The organism is Paenibacillus apii (assembly GCF_011043685.1).
Taxonomy (GTDB): Bacteria; Bacillota; Bacilli; order Paenibacillales; family Paenibacillaceae; genus Paenibacillus_AQ; species Paenibacillus_AQ sabinae.
Window position 1 is genome coordinate 120,840 of record NZ_JAAKGU010000003.1, and the last position, 18,237, is coordinate 139,076.

Annotated in this window: 17 protein-coding genes and 1 tRNA gene; 5 read left to right on the forward strand and 13 right to left on the reverse strand. The window is 56.5% G+C overall.

All coding sequences use genetic code 11. The features are described 5' to 3' along the window. Positions 1-9: 9 nt before the first annotated feature. The 9 genes from G5B47_RS08855 to ggt all read right to left on the reverse strand — a co-directional run bounded on the left by G5B47_RS08855 (position 10) and on the right by ggt (position 10,944). Complete coding sequence (locus G5B47_RS08855) at positions 10-1,125, reverse strand: ABC transporter permease (protein ID WP_165096996.1); 1,116 nt, start codon at positions 1,123-1,125, stop codon at positions 10-12. Then, positions 1,122-2,654, reverse strand: coding sequence for an ABC transporter ATP-binding protein (locus tag G5B47_RS08860; RefSeq protein ID WP_165096999.1), 1,533 nt, complete (start codon positions 2,652-2,654; stop codon positions 1,122-1,124). Before G5B47_RS08860 ends, G5B47_RS08855 begins: the two co-directional genes overlap by 4 nt. A 138-nt stretch (positions 2,655-2,792) precedes the next feature. After that, positions 2,793-3,959 carry a BMP family ABC transporter substrate-binding protein gene (locus G5B47_RS08865; protein WP_165097002.1) on the reverse strand — a complete coding sequence of 389 codons (1,167 nt, stop codon included), beginning with the start codon at positions 3,957-3,959 and terminating at the stop codon, positions 2,793-2,795. Between the two features lie 255 nt (positions 3,960-4,214). Next, a complete protein-coding gene (locus G5B47_RS08870; protein WP_025333847.1) occupies positions 4,215-4,862 on the reverse strand; it encodes an NTP transferase domain-containing protein in 648 nt (215 codons plus the stop codon). Further along, positions 4,744-5,811 (reverse strand): XdhC family protein, encoded by a 1,068-nt coding sequence (locus G5B47_RS08875; RefSeq protein ID WP_025333846.1) that lies wholly within the window; start codon positions 5,809-5,811, stop codon positions 4,744-4,746. Before G5B47_RS08875 ends, G5B47_RS08870 begins: the two co-directional genes overlap by 119 nt. A 57-nt stretch (positions 5,812-5,868) precedes the next feature. Further along, the gene (locus G5B47_RS08880; protein WP_025333845.1) at positions 5,869-7,443 is read right to left on the reverse strand and encodes a PucR family transcriptional regulator; all 1,575 of its coding nucleotides are present in this window, start codon (positions 7,441-7,443) and stop codon (positions 5,869-5,871) included. Between the two features lie 261 nt (positions 7,444-7,704). Then, a complete protein-coding gene (locus G5B47_RS08885; RefSeq protein WP_084266455.1) occupies positions 7,705-8,946 on the reverse strand; it encodes an amidase in 1,242 nt (413 codons plus the stop codon). Beyond that, positions 8,943-9,179, reverse strand: a complete 237-nt coding sequence (locus G5B47_RS08890) for a hypothetical protein (RefSeq protein ID WP_144240490.1) — start codon at positions 9,177-9,179, stop codon at positions 8,943-8,945. Before G5B47_RS08890 ends, G5B47_RS08885 begins: the two co-directional genes overlap by 4 nt. A gap of 187 nt (positions 9,180-9,366) precedes the next feature. Further along, on the reverse strand, positions 9,367-10,944 hold the full coding sequence (ggt, locus tag G5B47_RS08895; protein ID WP_165097004.1) for a gamma-glutamyltransferase: 1,578 nt from the start codon (positions 10,942-10,944) through the stop codon (positions 9,367-9,369). A 202-nt stretch (positions 10,945-11,146) separates the two neighbouring features. Here ggt and G5B47_RS08900 point away from each other — a divergent pair, with 202 nt between their 5' ends. Beyond that, a complete protein-coding gene (locus G5B47_RS08900; protein WP_025333842.1) occupies positions 11,147-11,737 on the forward strand; it encodes a chromate transporter in 591 nt (196 codons plus the stop codon). Further along, positions 11,738-12,277 (forward strand): chromate transporter, encoded by a 540-nt coding sequence (locus G5B47_RS08905; protein WP_025333841.1) that lies wholly within the window; start codon positions 11,738-11,740, stop codon positions 12,275-12,277. It abuts the gene before it with no gap. Positions 12,278-12,368: 91 nt separating this feature from the next. On the opposite strand, the gene G5B47_RS08910 is transcribed toward G5B47_RS08905, so the two are convergent. Next, positions 12,369-12,749 carry a PH domain-containing protein gene (locus tag G5B47_RS08910; RefSeq protein WP_165097007.1) on the reverse strand — a complete coding sequence of 127 codons (381 nt, stop codon included), beginning with the start codon at positions 12,747-12,749 and terminating at the stop codon, positions 12,369-12,371. Between the two features lie 193 nt (positions 12,750-12,942). Between G5B47_RS08910 and G5B47_RS25355 the strand changes: the two genes are divergently transcribed. After that, positions 12,943-13,107, forward strand: coding sequence for an RAxF-45 family protein (locus G5B47_RS25355; RefSeq protein WP_158442574.1), 165 nt, complete (start codon positions 12,943-12,945; stop codon positions 13,105-13,107). A 150-nt stretch (positions 13,108-13,257) separates the two neighbouring features. Beyond that, positions 13,258-15,240, forward strand: a complete 1,983-nt coding sequence (abc-f, locus tag G5B47_RS08920; RefSeq protein ID WP_025333839.1) for a ribosomal protection-like ABC-F family protein — start codon at positions 13,258-13,260, stop codon at positions 15,238-15,240. A gap of 103 nt (positions 15,241-15,343) precedes the next feature. Here the strand turns inward: abc-f and G5B47_RS08925 are convergent, their stop codons facing one another. Next, positions 15,344-15,499 carry a hypothetical protein gene (locus G5B47_RS08925; RefSeq protein ID WP_158442573.1) on the reverse strand — a complete coding sequence of 52 codons (156 nt, stop codon included), beginning with the start codon at positions 15,497-15,499 and terminating at the stop codon, positions 15,344-15,346. Positions 15,500-15,714: 215 nt separating this feature from the next. Beyond that, positions 15,715-16,332, reverse strand: a complete 618-nt coding sequence (locus tag G5B47_RS08930; RefSeq protein ID WP_025333838.1) for an NUDIX hydrolase — start codon at positions 16,330-16,332, stop codon at positions 15,715-15,717. A gap of 247 nt (positions 16,333-16,579) precedes the next feature. Here G5B47_RS08930 and G5B47_RS08935 point away from each other — a divergent pair, with 247 nt between their 5' ends. Then, positions 16,580-17,959 (forward strand): dipeptidase, encoded by a 1,380-nt coding sequence (locus tag G5B47_RS08935; protein WP_165097526.1) that lies wholly within the window; start codon positions 16,580-16,582, stop codon positions 17,957-17,959. 200 nt (positions 17,960-18,159) lie between these two features. Here G5B47_RS08935 and G5B47_RS08940 read toward each other — a convergent pair. Continuing rightward, a tRNA-Gly gene (locus tag G5B47_RS08940) sits at positions 18,160-18,233 on the reverse strand. Positions 18,234-18,237 lie beyond the last annotated feature (4 nt).

The following is an 18,237-nucleotide window of genomic DNA, read 5'->3' on the forward strand; positions in this document are numbered from 1 at the left end:
TCCTTTGGGCTACGCTCCCCGGCGAATGCGGAAGCGGGCAACCATATCGCCGGCAATCAGGAAAAACAGGATCGCGCCCTGCAGCATTTCCGAAATGGACGACGGCAGACCGATGGTCTGAACGCTGAAGCCGCCGACGATCAATCCGCCAAACAGCACCGAAGTGACAACAAGCCCGAGCGGATTCAGCTTGGCGAGCCATGCCACGATAATGGCGGTATAGCCGTAGCCCGGCGAAATGCCCTGCATCAGCTTATGGCTAACCCCCGATACTTCGGCCATCCCCGCAAGACCGGCAAGTCCTCCGCTGATCAGCATAACGATGATAATATGGCGTGAAATGTGAATCCCGGCGTACCGGGCAGCGGTCGGGTTCGCTCCAATCAGACGAAGCTCATAGCCCCAGCGCGTAAAACGGATCATCAAGTAATAAATGACAACTGCAACCAGCGCTAAAATTAAACCGATATGCAGCCGGGTCGATCCGAGTACAGGCAGCGATTGCGCGGCGCTGAACATCGGAGAGCCCGGCATATTGAAGCCTTTAGGGTCTTTCCACGGTCCGAACACGACATAATCAAGGGCCAGCAATGCCACATAGTTGAGCATGAGCGAGGTGATCAGCTCATTCACCCCGAAATGCGTCTTCGGAATGGCTGTGAGCAGCCCCCAGAAAGCGCCGGCGGCAACGCCGAAGATCAGCATCAGCAGAATCGACCAAAAGCCGGGCAGATTTGGAAAATAAATGGTAACCGCAGTAGCAGCCATCGCACCGACCGTCAACTGGCCCTCGGCTCCGATATTCCAGACCGATATCCGGTAGGCCACGGCAATACCGAGGCCGCACAGCAGCAGAGGAATGGCTTTAACGAGCGTTTCGGTGATGCCGAAGGAGGTTCCGAAGGCCCCCTTAAACATTTTCAAGTAGACGGTTACCGGACTCATTCCGTTGGCATAGATGAAGACCGCGCACAGCAAAAGCGCCAGTGCCACCGATAAAAAAGGTGTCCACCACGGCGTGCGGATGCGGGATGAATCATATTCCAGCCGCCAGGGCAGCCTACCTCCGGAAGTCTGTTTTACAGGTCCCGGAAGCGCCCTTCCGCTTGCCTTTTCCTGGCTCATACCATGATCTCCTCTCTGCTGCGAATGCCCGCCATCATCAGGCCGATTCTTTCTCTGTCCGCCGTCTCATGGGTTTCCTCGCCAATGATTGCTCCGTTATAAATGACCAATATCCGGTCCGACAGCTGCATCAGCTCATCCAGATCCTCCGAGATCAGCAGTACGCCGCTCCCGGAAGCGCGCAACTCCATAAGCAGCTCATGCACTCCCGCCGTCGCTCCGACATCAAGACCCTGCGTCGGATGAACGGCCACCATCAGCTTCGGCTGGTGGGTAACTTCCCGCGCGAACAACAGCTTCTGCTGGTTGCCCCCGGACAAATGCTGGACTGGCGTATCCAGCTCCGGCGTTCTCACATCGAATTTCCGTACCAATTCTTCGGACCATATGCGATTCTTGGCCGCTTTCAGAATGCCGAACTTCGAATGTTCCTCGGAACGGTACGACTTGAACAACAGATTGTCAACCGAACCCAAACGTCCCGCCAATCCGCTCTTCATGCGGTTCTCAGGCACGTGAGAAATACCGGCATCAATCGCTCCGCGGACGGAAGCCGTCTTGACCGGACTTCCGTCAAAGATAATCTCGCCTTCTCTCCAGATTCGAAGACCCGTCAGCACCTCGGCCAACTCCTTCTGGCCGTTGCCTGCTACTCCGGCTACCCCGACGATTTCTCCCTTTCTTACCGACAGGGACAAGCCGTCCAGTGCTTTGCGGCCGTGATCGGCGTAGACGCTTAAGTTTCTCACGTCAAGTAAGTCTTCTCCCTGCGTGGCTTCGCGCTCCTGCCGCTCGATCACGACTTCTCTGCCGACCATCAGGCGGGCAAGCTCGCGCTCGTCGGTATCCTTGGTGGCCAGTGTCGCGATCATTTTGCCTTTGCGCATAACGGAAATGCGGTCCGAGGACGCCATGACCTCCTTCATTTTATGCGTGGTCATGATCACGGTCTTTCCTTCCTGCTTCATCCGGCGCAGCGTGTTGAACAGCCCTTCGACCTCGCCGGGCGTAAGCACCGATGTCGGCTCATCCAGGATGATAATGTCGGCGCCGCGGTAAAGCGTCTTGACGATCTCCACCCGCTGCTGTTCTCCGACGGAAAGCTGCCATATAGGACGGTCCACCGGAAATTTCAGCCCGAAGCGTTCCGCCAGCTCCTCAATTTCTTTATGTTTGTTTTTAATCCAGTTTCTCCCGCGCCAGAAAGACGATTTTTCGCCAAGCACGATATTTTCCGCCGCCGTCAAGGTCTGCACCAGTCTGAAGTTCTGAAACACCATGCCTACTCCGAGCAAGCCCGCGTCTTTGGGAGAACGAATCTTGGCTGGTTTGCCGTGAATCAGAATCTCTCCCTCATCCGCTCTGTACACGCCCGACAGCATGCTCATGACCGTGCTTTTTCCCGCCCCGTTCTCACCAAGCAGCGCGTGTATCTCGCCCGCGTTTGCCGAAAAATCGACTTGGTCGCTCGCGGTAACCGAACCAAAACGTTTGACAATTCCGCGCATTTCCACCGAATATTCCTGCATATGGAACGCCTCCTTCCTCATAGTTGTAGTACGGGTGGGGAAGGTTCTTTGATCAAGAGCCCGCCCCACCCATATGGTCTTCCTCTTATAAATGGACACCGCAATAATGGTTAAGCTTAAAACAGGTCAAAGCATGATTTATTTAGGAAGCGGTCCTACTACGCCTTTCGCCAGCCAGTTCATACCCAGCACTTCTTCAAGCGTAAGACTCTTTCCTGCAGGAACCTTCTCATTGCCCTGGTTGTCGCTGATCGGGCCCGTGAAGACGTTCAGCTCGCCGCTGACGATCTTCGCTTTGGCATCCGTAACAAGCTTCTGAACATCCTCGGGAACCTTGTTGCCGAAAGGAGCCAGATCTACCATGCCGTCAGCGATATCGCCGGAATACTGTTCATTTGTCCAGGTTCCATCCATAACGGATTTAACCGTCTTCGTGTAGTAAGGTCCCCAGTTCCACACCGGGTTCGTCAAATAGTTGTCCGGTGCGAACTTCTTCATATCGGAGTCGTTGCCGCCCGCAAAAGCTCCGCGTTCCGCGGCAGCCTGCAGAGTTGCAGGGGAATCCTGGTACGCAAGCAGCACGTCGGCGCCTTTATCCAGCAAGCTGATCGCCGCCTGGCGCTCGGTCGTCGGATCGTACCATGTGTTCGTCCATACGACGTCGACCTTGATGTCCGGATTTACACTTTGCGCGCCAAGCGTAAAAGCATTAAGGTTGTAGATAACCTCGCTGATCGGAAATGCGCCGACATAGCCAAGATGGTTTTTCTTGGTCATTTTGCCTGCGGCAATACCCGTCAGATAGCTCGCCTGGTAGTTCTTGCCGAAGTAAGTGCCCATGTTGCCGGCCGTCTTGAAGCCGGAAGCATGGTCGAACTTGACGTTCGGGAATTTATTCGCTACGTTCAGCGTTTGGTCCATGTAACCAAAGCTTGTTGTGAAGACAATGTCATGACTTTGCGCGAGCTCGGTAATAATGCGCTCAGCGTCAGGTCCTTCAGGAACATTTTCAACAGTATCGGCTTTAATGCCAAGTTCTTGCTCCATGGCTTTGCGACCTTGATCATGCTGATAAGTATAACCGCCGTCGCCTGGAGGCCCGATGTATACGAATGCTACCTTCGGTTTCTCTCCGGACGGCTGCGCCGACGCGCCTGCAGAAGCTCCCGCCGTCGCCGTAGCTGCCGGCTCTGAGGACGCTCCCGCGTTACCTCCCGTATTGTTGCCGCCGCAGCCTGCAAGCACAATTGCAAGCACAAACAGCAGCATGAAGCTCAATTTGAATGCCCGACCCCTTTGTTTCATTGTTTTCCTCCTCACTAAAATGTCGTGTAGCATAGAGCTTACACAAATATGAACTGGCCGTTTCCGGCCGAAGCTCCTTCATTTTTAGCTCCGGTTAATTTCTACCTCTAACTATAAAGAGACCGGAGCCATGCGTAAATTTATATAACATACGTTTGTGCATAAAGATGAAAAGGAGGGATTATTTTGTGCAGGTTGCACTAACCCAAGCCTTGATATATTGAAAATTGTAAGGAATCATAACATTGCCGCGGTTTAGATGCCGGCTGAGTCCCGGTTTTGCCCGTTTATGAGCATCCACTGGCGGCGGATCTCCATGAAATCCCCTTCGGTATCGGCATCCATGAAAAAAGGGGACTCTCCCTCGATCACCGCGCCTTTATAGGCCGGGGAATGAAGGATGCTCGCCGCCCCGCGGTCGCCGTCAAGCTGCTGAAGCGCCGGGAACAGCGACTTGGAAAACAAGGCCGGCGGCATGACCGTCCCATCCCCCCGGCTGGCCACATAATCCAGATCCGGCGAACGCCGGAAGGTATCGATCAAGCGGCCGATCAGCCCCGCCGTAATGAACGGCTGGTCAGCCAGGGCCACCACCACCGCATCCGGTTCGGTCGGCAGCACGGCATTGAGGCCGCAGCGAAGAGAGAAGGACAGCCCCAAATGGGCAGTCAGGCAGGTTTCCGTCCGCCTGGTTCCCCGGACTCCACTCTCGGGCGGCAGCCATTCCAGTTTGTCATCGGCCCTTACGACCACAACCAGCGGCTTAAAGCCGCAGCGCTCCAGTTCACTGAGCGCGACGCTCCCGAGGGTCACGTCCTCCGACAACCTCAGAGAAACTTTGGGGGTGCCCATCCTGCTGCTCCGGCCCGCCGCCAGGTAAATTCCGGCTACTTTCAACGTCATCCGCTCCTTTCGGCTGTTTGCGCGAATCCGCTCTTCTCACCTGAATCATCTCTGCAACAATACTGACGGCTATCTCTTCCGGCCCTTCTCCGCGAATCGGCAGTCCGACGGGCGCGTGCAGAGTCTCCGGCGCACTTAGCCCCTCCAGCAGCAGGCCTATTCTTGCGGTGGAGCCAATAATCCCGATATAATGCGGCTCATGCTCAAGCACGCTTTCAAGGAACATACGGTCCCGCTGGAATTGATGGCTGCAGATCAGGACATAATCGCCGCTCCCGATCCGAAGCCGCTCCGCGGCCTCCCTTGGAGAACAGATGGCTGTTTCCTCAGCGGGGAGCCCATGCTTTACGCGGGCTTCCCGCCAGTCCGCAACCGCGATCCGAAATCCGGTTCGAAACGCCAGATCGGCGATTGGATGGCTGTCATGCCCGGGACCGAACAAAATCAGCCGAGGCTTGGGAACAAGCTTCGTTATAAATGAAGCTTCGCTATAGCCGCTCCCCGTTCGAACCTCCTGCTCTCCGGTAATCGGCTCCAGCGAGTAGGCATAGCCGGCGCCCTCGCGGGTACGCCGCAAAATCACACTTTGTCCCGACAACATCCGGTCATGGGCTTCAACCAGCAAATTTCGCAGGTCGCCTTTTACGGGCTCCAGCACGACTTTAATCTTTCCCCCGCAGCCCACCGCTTCTCCCCAGGAAAAATCACCAGGAGACAGCATATCATATTCTACGAATTCCGGCACCCCACATTTCCACACTTCCCCGGTCCGAAGCTGCAAATCGCTCTCCAGGCACCCGGGGCTGATACTTCCTATCGTTCCGCCATCATGAAACAGCATTGCCGCTCCGGGCTTTCGGTAGGAGTGGCCTTCCACAGAAATCAGCGTGGCCAGCACAGCGGGAAGGTCGTTTCTCTTAATGTGGGTTGCAATATCATAAGCGCTCATGAAACTCCCCCCTGTAGTCTTCGGCAGTCAGCCTTCGGCCGTCTTCCTTGATCGGATTCAGCCGCGCTCCAGCATTTTCCTGAACAGGAACGCCAGCTGCAGCCGCAGCAAATCATTTGTTTTCTTAAAATCGACATCCAGCAGCTCGCTCAGCTTCTCCATCCGGTAAGTGGCAGTATTACGGTGAATGAACAGCTTCTTGGCCGTTTCGTTGATGTGGCCGTCATTTTCGAGAAAAGCTTCCAATGTATGCAGCATTTCCCTTACGTAATCGGGCTCGCGGCCGAGCAGTCCGGCCAGGGTGCGGCTGCAGTATTTTTGCATCATTTCGGCAGGAACCTGCTGCAGTACCATGGCCAGCTCAAGCTGACGGTAGTGCGCAACCTGCTGTCCGGCGTTCCAGTATGCCGTCAAGCGCATGGCTTCCTTCACCTCGGCAAAAGCCTCCCGGATTTCCTCCGGCTTGCTCTTCCGGCAGCTGACCGCAGCCCGGGGATAACAACCCTCACTGATCTCCAGCTTGTCGAAGCAAGCCTCAATCATGCCGCTGAACCGTTCCGGCGCCAGCCTTTCCCCTGAATAGATCGACAGCAGACCTTCCTCCACAATAAGATGAAAAGCGTTCAACTTTCCAAGTTCAGGATGCTGTATATATTCTTCTTTTATGCGGGTTAGCTCATGCTGCCGCAGTTCGCCCGCTTCGGCTACGTCGCTAAGAACAAACTGAAAGGATCCTTGCAGCAGTCCGGGGTCCATAGCGTCAGCCGCCTTCGCCAGCTCGGCGCAGGACAGATCGCCCTTCAGACAGCGGCGAAGCTGCCTGCCGAATTCCCTGTGCAGATCCTGTTCAAAATAATCCTCCACGCCTGACCGGATGTGGTACGAAATTAGCTCGGCTCCCTGAACGAACAGGCTCTCTTCCATGGAAAGCATCAGGGGATCGATGGAACAAAAGACGAGATAGCCCGTGCATTCCTCTCCCTGAAGGAGCGGAAGTCGGTAACCCGCTTCCTCGCCGATGCGCACCTTGCGGTTCTTGTTCCCCCACGGCCATCCGCCCAGCAGCTCCCGTTCACTGTGAGCGGAGTTGTTGAAGAGCAGCTCCCCTCGGCTGCCGACGACGGCCAACGGGTGGCCGACACACTCGGAGACCGACTCCAGCAGCGAACGGCTGCGCACGGGGCGCAGGGCAAAGCGCATCAGCTTCCGCTGCTTCTCAAGAACCGCTTGCAGCACGCCTGTGCTGCGGGCGAGCTCCGCGCGGAACAGGCCGTTCATCTGATCCGAGAACGTAAACTGGAACGGCAGCTCGATGAGCGGAAAATTCAGTTCTTCCGCTTCGGCAATCAACGCTTCGGGGACCGTCTCCCAGAAACGCCCCAGCTTGATTCCAAGGCCCGAGGAGCCCCTCCGGTTGAGCTTGTGGAGCAGCGCCGACGCCTGCTCGGGATTATCTTTGATGAGGTAGGCCGTTGTTAACAGCATCTCCCCCTCTTTGATCCAGTCTGAAATGTCCGGGGCATCCATCACATTGATCGACTTGACGATTCTGTGAGTCCCTTTGGAACCGGCAATCAGCTTTGCTTCCGATAAAGGATATATCGATAACGCCTCTTCGACCGTAAGGTGCATGACGCCCCTCCTCCATTATATTAATAAAAGCAAAACTTTTATGTTTTTTGGTGTTACTTTATGTAACATTATAAAGAATATGCCTCCCTTTGAAAAGATAAAAGTTTAAAAACTCCGCCCCATGTTATGTAACTTTACATATATTTCATATTGCTTTTCTCCGCTGTCTCAGCCGGATAAAAAAGGGCCGTCCAACGCGAAAAATTGCCGCGGGACAGCCCTGTATATTAGTACTTTATTGAGTTCATTAGAACGGTATGATCAAACCAGCGCGGGCTTCCAAATTTGGTTCGCCCATGCCAGCAGCCGCAGATCCTGGCCGAAGCCTCCGATCACGGACAGTCCGAGCGGAAGGCCGCCGGGACCGGCAACCGGAAGCGTGATTTGCGGAAGACCGGCCAGGCCGGCAATGCAGCTGAGCGACATTGCTCCGCTTCGGTTAAACTCCAGCCGAGCCGCGTCGCCCCCGGACAGCGGCGCCGCGCCGGGGACCGTCGGAATGACAAGGGCCCCGTCCTCTCCAAGCAAATTACGCAGACGATTTACGACTTCCTTCTTGAAGGAGGCGGCAGCGTTTTGATCCTGTCCGGACAACTTTTCCGCGAGCGCAAAGCGGGCGGCGATATCCGGCCCGAACGCCGGTTGCACCTCTTGCACCCAGCTTCCGTGCGTCTCCCATATCTCATTGCCCTGAAGCTCCCGGAAGACATCCATCCAGGCCTTCAGCCCTTCCGGAGCGATTTCCGTTTCCTCGCTCCGTCCGGCGCCTGCCTGCAGCAGCTTCAAGGCACCGGACAGCGGTCCGGCGCTTTCCGGTTCCGCGAGCCTCCAGGCATCCTTGGCGACGAACAAGGTGCTCACACCGGGACGGGGTTCGTTGTCTGCCGATTTGTCCTTGACGGCAGCTGTCCCCGGCGCGTTCTCTCCTTCGCTGCCGGCTCCGAGCAGCACTTGACCGACCCGGAGCAGAAGTCCGGGACTCCCGGCCATCCAGCCGACCGTATCAAACTGCGGAGCAAGCGGAATTACGCCGCTCATGTCCACCGCACCGTGACTCGGCCGGAAGCCGTAAATGCCGCAGTACGAGGAAGGCACGCGCACCGAGCCGCCGGTATCCGTCCCGAGCGCGAAGTCGACGCTTCCTGCGGCGACGGCAACCGCCGAGCCGCTGGATGATCCGCCGGGAATTCTTCCCTCCCCGCGCGGATTCACCGGCGTGCCGTAATGCACATTTTCCCCGCCGAGGCTGTACATCAGTTCATCTGTGTGGGCAGCCCCCCTCAGAGCGGCCCCCGCCATCAGCAGGCGGCGAACCGCTCCGGCATGCTCCTCCGCCGCCGGATGGCTTCGCAGCCAGTCCGGATTGCCGGCCGACGAGGCATGGCCCTTGATTGCAAATACATCTTTAACCGCAAACGTCATTCCATCCAGAATTCCTCGCGCCAGCGGCTGGACCTCAAGTCCGGGATCGATAAAAGCTCCATACCGGTTGTCCAAGCTCATCCGCCCTTTCCTCCTTCCAATGTATCCGCAATGCCCCAAACTGCCGAACAAAATAAGCAGCATGACAGACGAAGCGGAATTTCTCCCCCTAATTCTTTAATAAAGGAGGTTCTGCAGGCGTAAGCTGGAAAATCTCCAGCTAAATCCGGCGTTTCAGCCAAAAATAAAGAAAAAGCGGGCATTAAACGGGAGATTTTCCCGTTCGTTGATAAAAATATCATTGTTTCGGACAAATAAAAGGGAGTTATTCCTGTCTATTCGTGATTTCCAGTGAACCATTGCCGGTAGATGTTTCTCAGTGAATTCCCGGCAACAAGTTCAATCCTCATCTTCGAATGAAGCCTAAACAGGTGAAATCCGGGCATTTTCGATGCGGGAGCGGGAGTGGACCCATCCTGCATCCGCTCCGGAGGCTTCCCGTTACCAGCCGATGGCCGCTCCGTCGCAGCGCGGATCGGTCCCGCCGCTGCGGTAGCCGTTCTCATCGATGCGGATGGCATGGGCATGCCCGGCCAGTCCGTCATAGTCCGCCACCTTCCGCACCTTGTGGCCGGCTGCCGCCAGCTCTTCGAGCACAGCGTCTCCCACCCGGCTTTCCACGGTCAGCTCCTGAGTCGGTTCGCCCCACGTACGGCCCCAGACAAACCGCGGCTCGTCGACCGCCTGCTGGGGATTCATTCCGTAATGCAGCATCCGGGTCAGCAGCAGCGTCTGGGTCTGAGGCTGGCCCTCACCGCCTTGGGTGCCGTATAGGATGGCGGGCTTGCCGTCCCGGCAGGCCATCGCCGGCATCAGCGTATGGAAGGTCCGCTTATGCGGCTCCAGCGTGTTGACCGCCGCCGGGTCCAGCGAAAAGAAGGAGCCCCGGTTCTGCAGCAGAATGCCGGTGCCGCCCGGAGCGGCCCCCGAGCCGAATTCGAAATACAGGCTCTGGATGAAGGAGACGGCATTGCCTTCCGCATCGACAACTGCCGCATAGGCGGTGTCCCGGCCGGTAGGCTCGCTTGACAGCGCGGCCGCGCTGCGTAGAGAAATCGATGCCGCAAGCTGTGCCGCATAATTCTTGTCCAGCAGCCGTTCCAGCGGAATCTCGCTGAATTCGGGATCGGTAAGAACCGCGTCGCGGTCGCGGAAGCTGGCCTTGATCGCTTCAACGAGCAGGTGATAATATTCATAAGAACCGTGCGAAATCCCGCTGAAATCATACTTCTCCAATATATTCAGCGCCATCAGCGCGGCGAAGCCTTGCGAATTGGGCGGAGCCTGATGAACGGTGTAGCCGTGATATTCCGTGCTGATCGGCTCACACCAGTTGCCCCGGTGGTCGGCAAAGTCCTCGCGGAGCAAATAGCCGCCGGCCTCCGCCAGTCCGTCGCAGATCGCCCCGGCGATTTCGCCTTTATAAAAAGCGTCGCGGCCCCCGGAAGCCAGAATCGAAAGCGACCGGGCCAGGTCTTTCTGCACGAACTTCTCTCCAGCCTGCGGAATCTTGCCGCCCGGCATATAGATGGCTGCCGCCTCGGGCGACAGCGCGGCGCCGGCAAGCACCGTATTGGCGTGCTGATCGGGCGAGAACGGAAAGCCCGAGGACGCGTATTCAATCGCCGGCTCCAGCACCTCCGCGAGCGGCATACGGCCGTACCGGCTCAGCACTGCGTCCCAGCTGTCCGCCATGCCGGGCACTGTAATCGCACTGCGGGCGCCCCGCCGCGGAATCGCCGGTTCGCCGGCGAACCGGCCGCGATGCACTCCGTAGCCGGAGCGGCCGCTGCCGTTATAGGCCTGAACGCGCCCTTCATCAGCGCTGTAGGTCAGCCAGAACGCATCGCCGCCCAAGCCTGTCATATGCGGGTAGACAACCGCCAGCGCCGCGCTGACGGCCACCGCCGCGTCAAAGGCGTTCCCGCCCTTTTGCAGAACCCGCGCGCCCGCGGCCGATGCCAGATAATGCGGACTGACCACCATCGTTTTTGTACCGATTACCGGTCGCTTTGTCATAAGCTTCTCCCTCCCGTGAATTAATGTCATTTAACATTACACCGCCCGGCGAAGTCAACCGGAAGGCTCGCATTCCCAAGACGGCGCACCCGCGATTTGTGTATGATGCACAAAGTTCCGGCCGGAGGGCTTCGAAACGAAATATAATAGGGATGTACTTCTGAGGATTAGTATAGAATGGGGTTTTAAAGGGGGGAACGGTATGAGACCGGCTCAAAAAGATTATATAGAAATTATCATTTCAATGTGCAGAACGGGAATTCTCGGCTATGGCGGAGGCCCTTCGGTTATTCCGCTGATCCGCCATGATGCCGTTATCCGGTACAAATGGCTCAGTGACGAGGAGTTCGGGGAAACGCTGGCGCTGGCCAACGCGCTGCCGGGACCGATCGCCACTAAAATGGCCGCTTATTTAGGATACAAGCGCAGAGGAGCCTGGGGAGCGATTCTCGCCGTTACGTCGCATATTTTACCCAGTGTTCTTGCCATGATTCTGCTGCTGTCGGCCGTCAATTATCTTGCGGGCTCCAAGATCGTCAAGGGAATGATTGCCGCCGTTTCGCCCGTCATCGCCGTTATGCTCGGTGTTATGGCGTACGAATTTGCAAAAAAAGCCGTAAAGGGCCTCGGTATCGCCGCCGGCGTCGCCTTCATGCTGCTCGCCCTGCTGCTGCTTGAGGTGCTGCATGTCCATCCGGCCATCGTCATCGTGCTATTTCTCGCTTACGGCTCAGTACATTACCGGGCTGTGGCCGGCCGCCGCAAGCAAGGACGGAAGGAGGGAACGCCTTAAATGGAATGGATTCAACTGATCATCGGGTTCTTCATCGCCAATCTGCTCGGCTACGGCGGGGGCCCTTCCTCCATCCCGCTCATGTATGAAGAAATTGTCCCGCATTACCACTGGCTGTCTGACGGGGAATTCTCGAACATGCTGGCGCTGGGCAACGCACTTCCCGGACCGATCGCCACGAAGGTGGCGGCTTACGTCGGCTTCGAGATTTACGGCTGGATCGGAGTGATTGTCGCCCTGCTGGCCACGGTCCTGCCGTCGGCCGCAGCCCTGATCGTTCTGCTCCGAGTACTGCAAAAATACCGGCAGTCCAATGTCGTCAAAGGCATGACGCTGCTTGTTCAGCCGGTTATCGCCATCATGATGGTCGTCCTGACCTGGCAAATGGGAAAAGGGCCTGCCGCCTCCATTGGAATTTGGCAGACGCTGATTATTGCGGCCATTGCCTTCTGGGCGATGGAGCGCCGCAAAATCCACCCCGCTCTCGTTATCCTCGCCGCTTTTGTCTATGGCGGACTTGTCCTTGCGCACAGCATGTAATCCGGGCGCTTATATACGGGAGTAACTTTATTTTTAAGGCAAAAAGAAACGGCTGACGCCCCATTACGGGAGATCGCAGCCGTTTCTTTTTTTACGATTTCAAAATGTACTGCGATAGCACGGCCTGCACCTCGTAAATATTCACACTCTTGTTGAACGCCTTCTTGAGCGGAAGCGAGCTGCCAGATATAAAAAGGCACAGCTCCGCGTCCAGATCGAAATGCCCCGCCGTCTCTACGGAATAATGGCTGATGCTTTTGTAGGGGATGGAGTGATACGCCGTCTTTTTGCCGGTTACCCCCTGCTTGTCGACCAGAATCAGCCTTTTATCCGTAAAAATAAACATGTCGCGTATCAGCTTGTAGGCTCGCTCGATCTGCTCCCCGGGCGCGAGAATCTGGCCGTACTCTTTCCGGGCCGTCTGGAGATCCACCTGAGATGCATTGCCGAGCAGGCCGTCAAAAAATGCCACTTCTTTTCCCTCCTTCTGATTATCCTGTGATGACGGCAAGCCGCCTATTTCCATAGATATTGAAAAAACAGAAAGGTATTCCGGGTTAACCGCTTCGGGGAGTGTAAGGCAGAGGAGGAAAAATATGACTTGATATCAGCAGCCGGTTATTTTAAAATTAGTGTAACTTTGTTTATGAGGGAGGTGAGGAAAGATGAATTATGGAGGTCTGGGTAGCATGGTCAGCCGTTTGCCTATCGCAGCGGCGGGCATCGTTCATGCTTTTGGCGACAACGGGAGAAGTCTGCCCTTTTTTGCCAATATCATAGCGCCTGCCTACCCAGAAATGTCTTTCCTGCCTTCCGAACGTACAGCTTAAGCCTTAGGCTTACACGGACAAGGCCGCGGGGAACGTTTCCCTGCGGCCTTTTTGTGTTGTCCTTGCGCGTAAGAATGCAGGGGGCGTTTTCCAGAAATCATTATCCGCCAGGGGGCCGTATGGCTCCCGAAGCCAAAAAGGAGAATCCCCATGATCATTCAATGTCAAAATGTTCAAAAATATCACGGCGCTCAAGAGGTACTGAGCGATATCACGCTGGCCGTCCGCCAAGGCGAGAAGGTCGGCCTCATCGGCCGCAACGGCTGCGGCAAAACGACCCTGCTGCGCCTGTTAAGCGGCGAGGACGCGCCCGACAGCGGGCAAATCGCCATCCGCAAAGGCTGCACCGTCGGGCTGCTGGCGCAAAACCAGGAGGGCGGCAGCGATACGGTGTATGCCGTCCTCCAGCGCAGCTTCGCCGAGCCGCTGGCGTGGCAGCGGCGGCTGCGGGAGCTTGAGCAGGAGATGGCCGCCATGAACGCAGGCGCCGAGGACCGCTGGAACGGGCTGCTGCGCGAGTACGGCTCGCTCCAGGAGAAATTCGAAGCCGCCGGAGGCTATGAAATCGAGGCCGAAATCCAGCGCGTCGCCTCCGGCCTTGGCATCGGAAGCGAGCTGCTCGGGCGGCCTTTCGCTTCCCTCTCCGGCGGAGAGAAGACCAAAGCGGGTCTTGCCGCCCTGCTCCTGCGGCGGCCGGACGTGCTGCTCCTCGATGAGCCGACGAATCATCTGGATATGGCTGCCATTGAGTGGCTCGAGCAGTTCCTGCGGGACTACGCCGGGACCGTGGTCGTCATCTCCCATGACCGTTATTTTCTTGACGCGGTCGTGACGAAGGTGATCGAGATCGAGGACGGCGAGGCCGTCGTCTATCATACGAATTACACCGGCTTCCAGAAAGAGAAGGAAGCCCGGCTGCTCCAGCAGTTCGCCGATTACCAGGAGCAGCAGAAAAAAATCAAAAAAGTGCAGGAAAGCATTAAACGGCTGATCGAATGGGGCAACAACGCCAATCCGCCCAATCCTTCTTTTCACCGCCGCGCGGCTTCGATGCAGAAAGCGCTGGACCGGATGGTCAAGATCAAGCGTCCCGTGCTGGAGCGTAAAAGCATGGATTTGCAGCTGGAGCAGCAGGACCGCTCGGGCAGCCGGGCGCTGATCCTTGACGGCGTGGGCAAAGCCTATGGCGAGCGCGTGCTGTTCTCGGGAGCCGAGGACGTGCTGCGCTACGGCGAGACCGCTGCGCTGATCGGCGGCAACGGCGCGGGCAAGAGCACGCTGCTGCGCATCATCCTGGGCCTGGAGCAGCCCGGCGCCGGAAGCTGCACGCTCGGCGCTCGGGTAACGGTCGGCTATCTGGCACAGGAAGCCGTCCCGGAGGACGCCGGGCTCTCGGTCCTTAAATATTTCCGCGAGGAGGCGGGGATGGAGGAAGGCGAAGCCCGCGGGCAGCTCGCAAGATTCCTGTTTTACGGAAGCGATGTGTTTAAGAGCATCGGAGGGCTGTCCGGCGGAGAATGGACGCGGCTGCGTTTCGCCATCCTCATGCACCGCCGGCCCAATCTGCTTATTCTCGATGAGCCGACCAATCATCTGGACATCGACTCGAGAGAAGCGCTCGAGGAGGCACTGGAGGAATTCCTGGGAACGGTGCTTGCGGTATCCCATGACCGCTATTTCATCAACCGCTGCTTCGGCAAAATCTGGACGATTGAGGATGGGAAATTCTCTGTATTTTCCGGCAGCTACGAGTATTACAAGGAAAAGCGGGCGGAGAAGGAGGCGCGGGAACGCCGTTCCTCCGATTCCGAGGAATACGAACCGCAAGCCTCGCCAGGGAAAGCCTCTTCCTCCTTGCCCGCAGGAAACGCAAGATCTCAGGAGCGGCCGCGGCCGGAACGCTCGCGTTCCGCGCAGCCGCGGGAAGCCTTGCGGGAAGCCCGCAGCACCGCTTATTGGGAGAAGGAAATTGCGGAAGCCGAGAATCGGCTGCGCGTAATCGACACGGCGATGCTGGACCCGGTGCTTGCCAGCGATGCCGCCCGTCTGTCCGTCCTGCACGGCGAAAGGGAGCAGGTGCAGCAAACGCTTGACGCCATGTATAAGGAATGGCTCGGCAGCATGCAGCAGTAACCGATAATCGGAGCCAGATGCAGAAAGGCCGCTTCTTCTTAACCGAAGAGGCGGCCTTATTTCATGAATTTGGGTATTGCTATCTATATAATCGGTCCTGAAATTACCGGGTAAAGCTCATAAACCAGCCGATGATCGAAATCCATAACGGGACGCTGAGCAGTAACCCCCACAAAAGTCCTGCCGAGAATCGGCCTTCCGTATGAACTTTGACACTTTCCTGCTTCAGCGGCAATCTCAAATTCTGTTGCTTTTCCATGCGATCCCCTCCTACCTAATCTTATCGTCACAAAAGAGGAAAAAATTTAGACCGCCGGACCTAAAATTTTTATGTCTCGGGTAAATTTATTATAGCCTAAAAGACTCAGCGGATATACTCTAAATGTAAGCCCTTTCAATAACTTATTTTAAACGATTCTGACCGTTTTTTAAACAAAAAAATTCATTTTTAATTATGTATTTTTTGTATCTGCTTTAGTCCAACATGATTGGCTTATCCGGGTGACGCAGATATTCAAACATCGTGCGAATCTGTTTCTCCGTGTTCCGTCCCACCGACAGTTCCGGCAGCTCCTCTTCCTTGAAAAAGCCGACGTCGCTCGTCTCAAGACCCCCTGCCGCCTCTCCGCCGACAATCTCGCACAGGATAAACAGCTTGTAAATATGATATGGGTCCGGCGGATGACCGTGGAATTTCTTGTCCAGCACGCCAAGCAGGCGCACCGCTCTTGCTGTGAACCCCGATTCTTCGCGGATCTCTTTGACTGCTACTTCGCTCGGCGAATAGCCGATGTCGGCCCAGCCTCCGGGCAGCGACCATTTGCCGTCTATTTTTTCACGAACCATCAGAATCCGGTCTTCCTTGAATACGACGCCCCGAATATCGACCTTTGGCGTGCTGTAGCCTTTGTCGCCCGCAAAGGATATTCTGATCTTCTCCCTGCTTTCAAACGTGTAGTTCGCCATAATATCCACACTCAGCTCACGGAGCATTTCATACCGCTCGATATCGTACACGTCCTTGGCATACTCCAGTCCCGTCTGGGCGATTGCCTGAATCTCCTTGGCCCAGGTCAGCCATTTTTCCTCCATAGCCATTCCCGCTCCTCTCCGGTTCTCGTCTAATCCGTTCCTGCACTTTACAGTTTTACCTAGAGTCTATCACGGCTTCGGCGCGTCAAACAACTTCGCTGCTGCATGCTACGCTTGCGGCATTACCAAATTTTGATTGTGCGGGGTTTATTCCAGTATAATAAAGTCTATGGAGCGGCGAATCCGGTTCGGCGCATCCGTCACAAGCCGCTGGCTTGCGACCCGTAAATCCAGGAGGTACATAATGATGACTTACGCAGCCTATTTTGAATCCCGCCGGGACGAACACTTGAATGAACTGAGCGATTGGCTTAAGATCCCCAGCATTTCCGCGCTGTCCGAGCATAAGAAGGATGTTTTGACAGCAGCCCAGTGGCTTGCGGATACGCTGAAAAAAGCAGGGCTCGAACATATCGAGATTCATTCGACCGAAGGCCATCCCGTCGTCTATGCGGATTATCTGCATGCGCCGGGCAAGCCGACAGTGCTTGTCTACGGGCACTACGACGTCCAGCCGGTCGATCCGCTGAATCTTTGGACGACTCCGCCGTTCGAGCCGAATATAAGAGACGGCAAGCTGTACGCCCGCGGCGCGACTGACGATAAAGGCCAGGTCTTCATGCATATCAAGGCGCTGGAAGCTATCCTGAAGGAAGAAGGCACGCTTCCTGTCAATATCAAACTGTGCATTGAAGGCGAGGAGGAAATCGGCAGCGTCCATCTCCCTCCCTTCCTCGAAGCTCATAAAGACTTGCTGGCGGCGGACGCCGTGCTCGTCTCCGACACCGCGCTTCTCGAACGCGGAAGACCGGCCATTTGCACCGGGCTCCGGGGCCTCTGCTCGATGGAAGTGGAGGTCACGACCGCTTCTACGGATTTGCACTCGGGCACTTACGGCGGCGCCGTTCCCAATGCGCTGCACGCGCTTGTATCCCTTCTAGCGTCGCTGCATGACGATAAAGGCCGCATCGCGGTGGACGGCTTCTATGAAGGCGTCCCGGAGCTGTCCCAGGTGATGCGCGAAGAATTCGCCAAGCAGGGCATCGACGAAGAGAAAATCCGCGAGGGACTGGGCCTGTCCGCACTCTACGGCGAGGAGGGCTATACGTTCGTCGAACGCGTAGGAGCCCGGCCAACGCTGGAGCTTAACGGCGTATATGGCGGCTTCCAGGGCGAAGGCACCAAGACGGTTATCCCGAAACAGGCCCACGCCAAAATCACCTGCCGCCTCGTCGGCGACCAGAATCCCCAGCATATTCTGGACGCCATTGAAGCTCACCTGCAATCGCATATTCAGCCGGGCGCGAAGGTCCATGTGCGGCAGGTCGAGAAGGCATTCGCCTTCAATAGCGACCCGTCGAATGCCTTCCTTCAACTGGCAGCGGACGCTTATGGCAAAGTATACGGCACCCGCGCCCTGTTCACCAAGGATGGTGGCTCCATCCCGATTATGGAAAGCTTCTCCCGTATCCTGAAGGCGCCGGTCGTGCTGATGGGCTTCGGATTGAATGACGAGAACCTGCACGCGCCCGACGAGCACTTCAATCTGGAGAACTTCGATAAGGGCCTGCTGACGATCGTGGAATTTCTGAAATCTGCCGGAACGGCAGAACTGGCGGCAGAATAAAGCCAGGCCGTGTAGGACAAAAGGCTCTTCGCTGTAAGACAGCGAAGAGCCTTTTTTAATAAAGACGAACTTCTTTCCGCGATAAAAGGGGCGACCGCCCGGCGATCACTGCCCAATTCCAGAGTTCACCACGCTGCCCGAAATAACTAAAAAACCCTTGCTGGGCAAGGGTTTGGACATTTCAATTATGGAAAGGAATCTGGAGCGGGTGATGGGAATCGAACCCACGCTATCAGCTTGGAAGGCTGAAGTTCTACCATTGAACTACACCCGCTTAT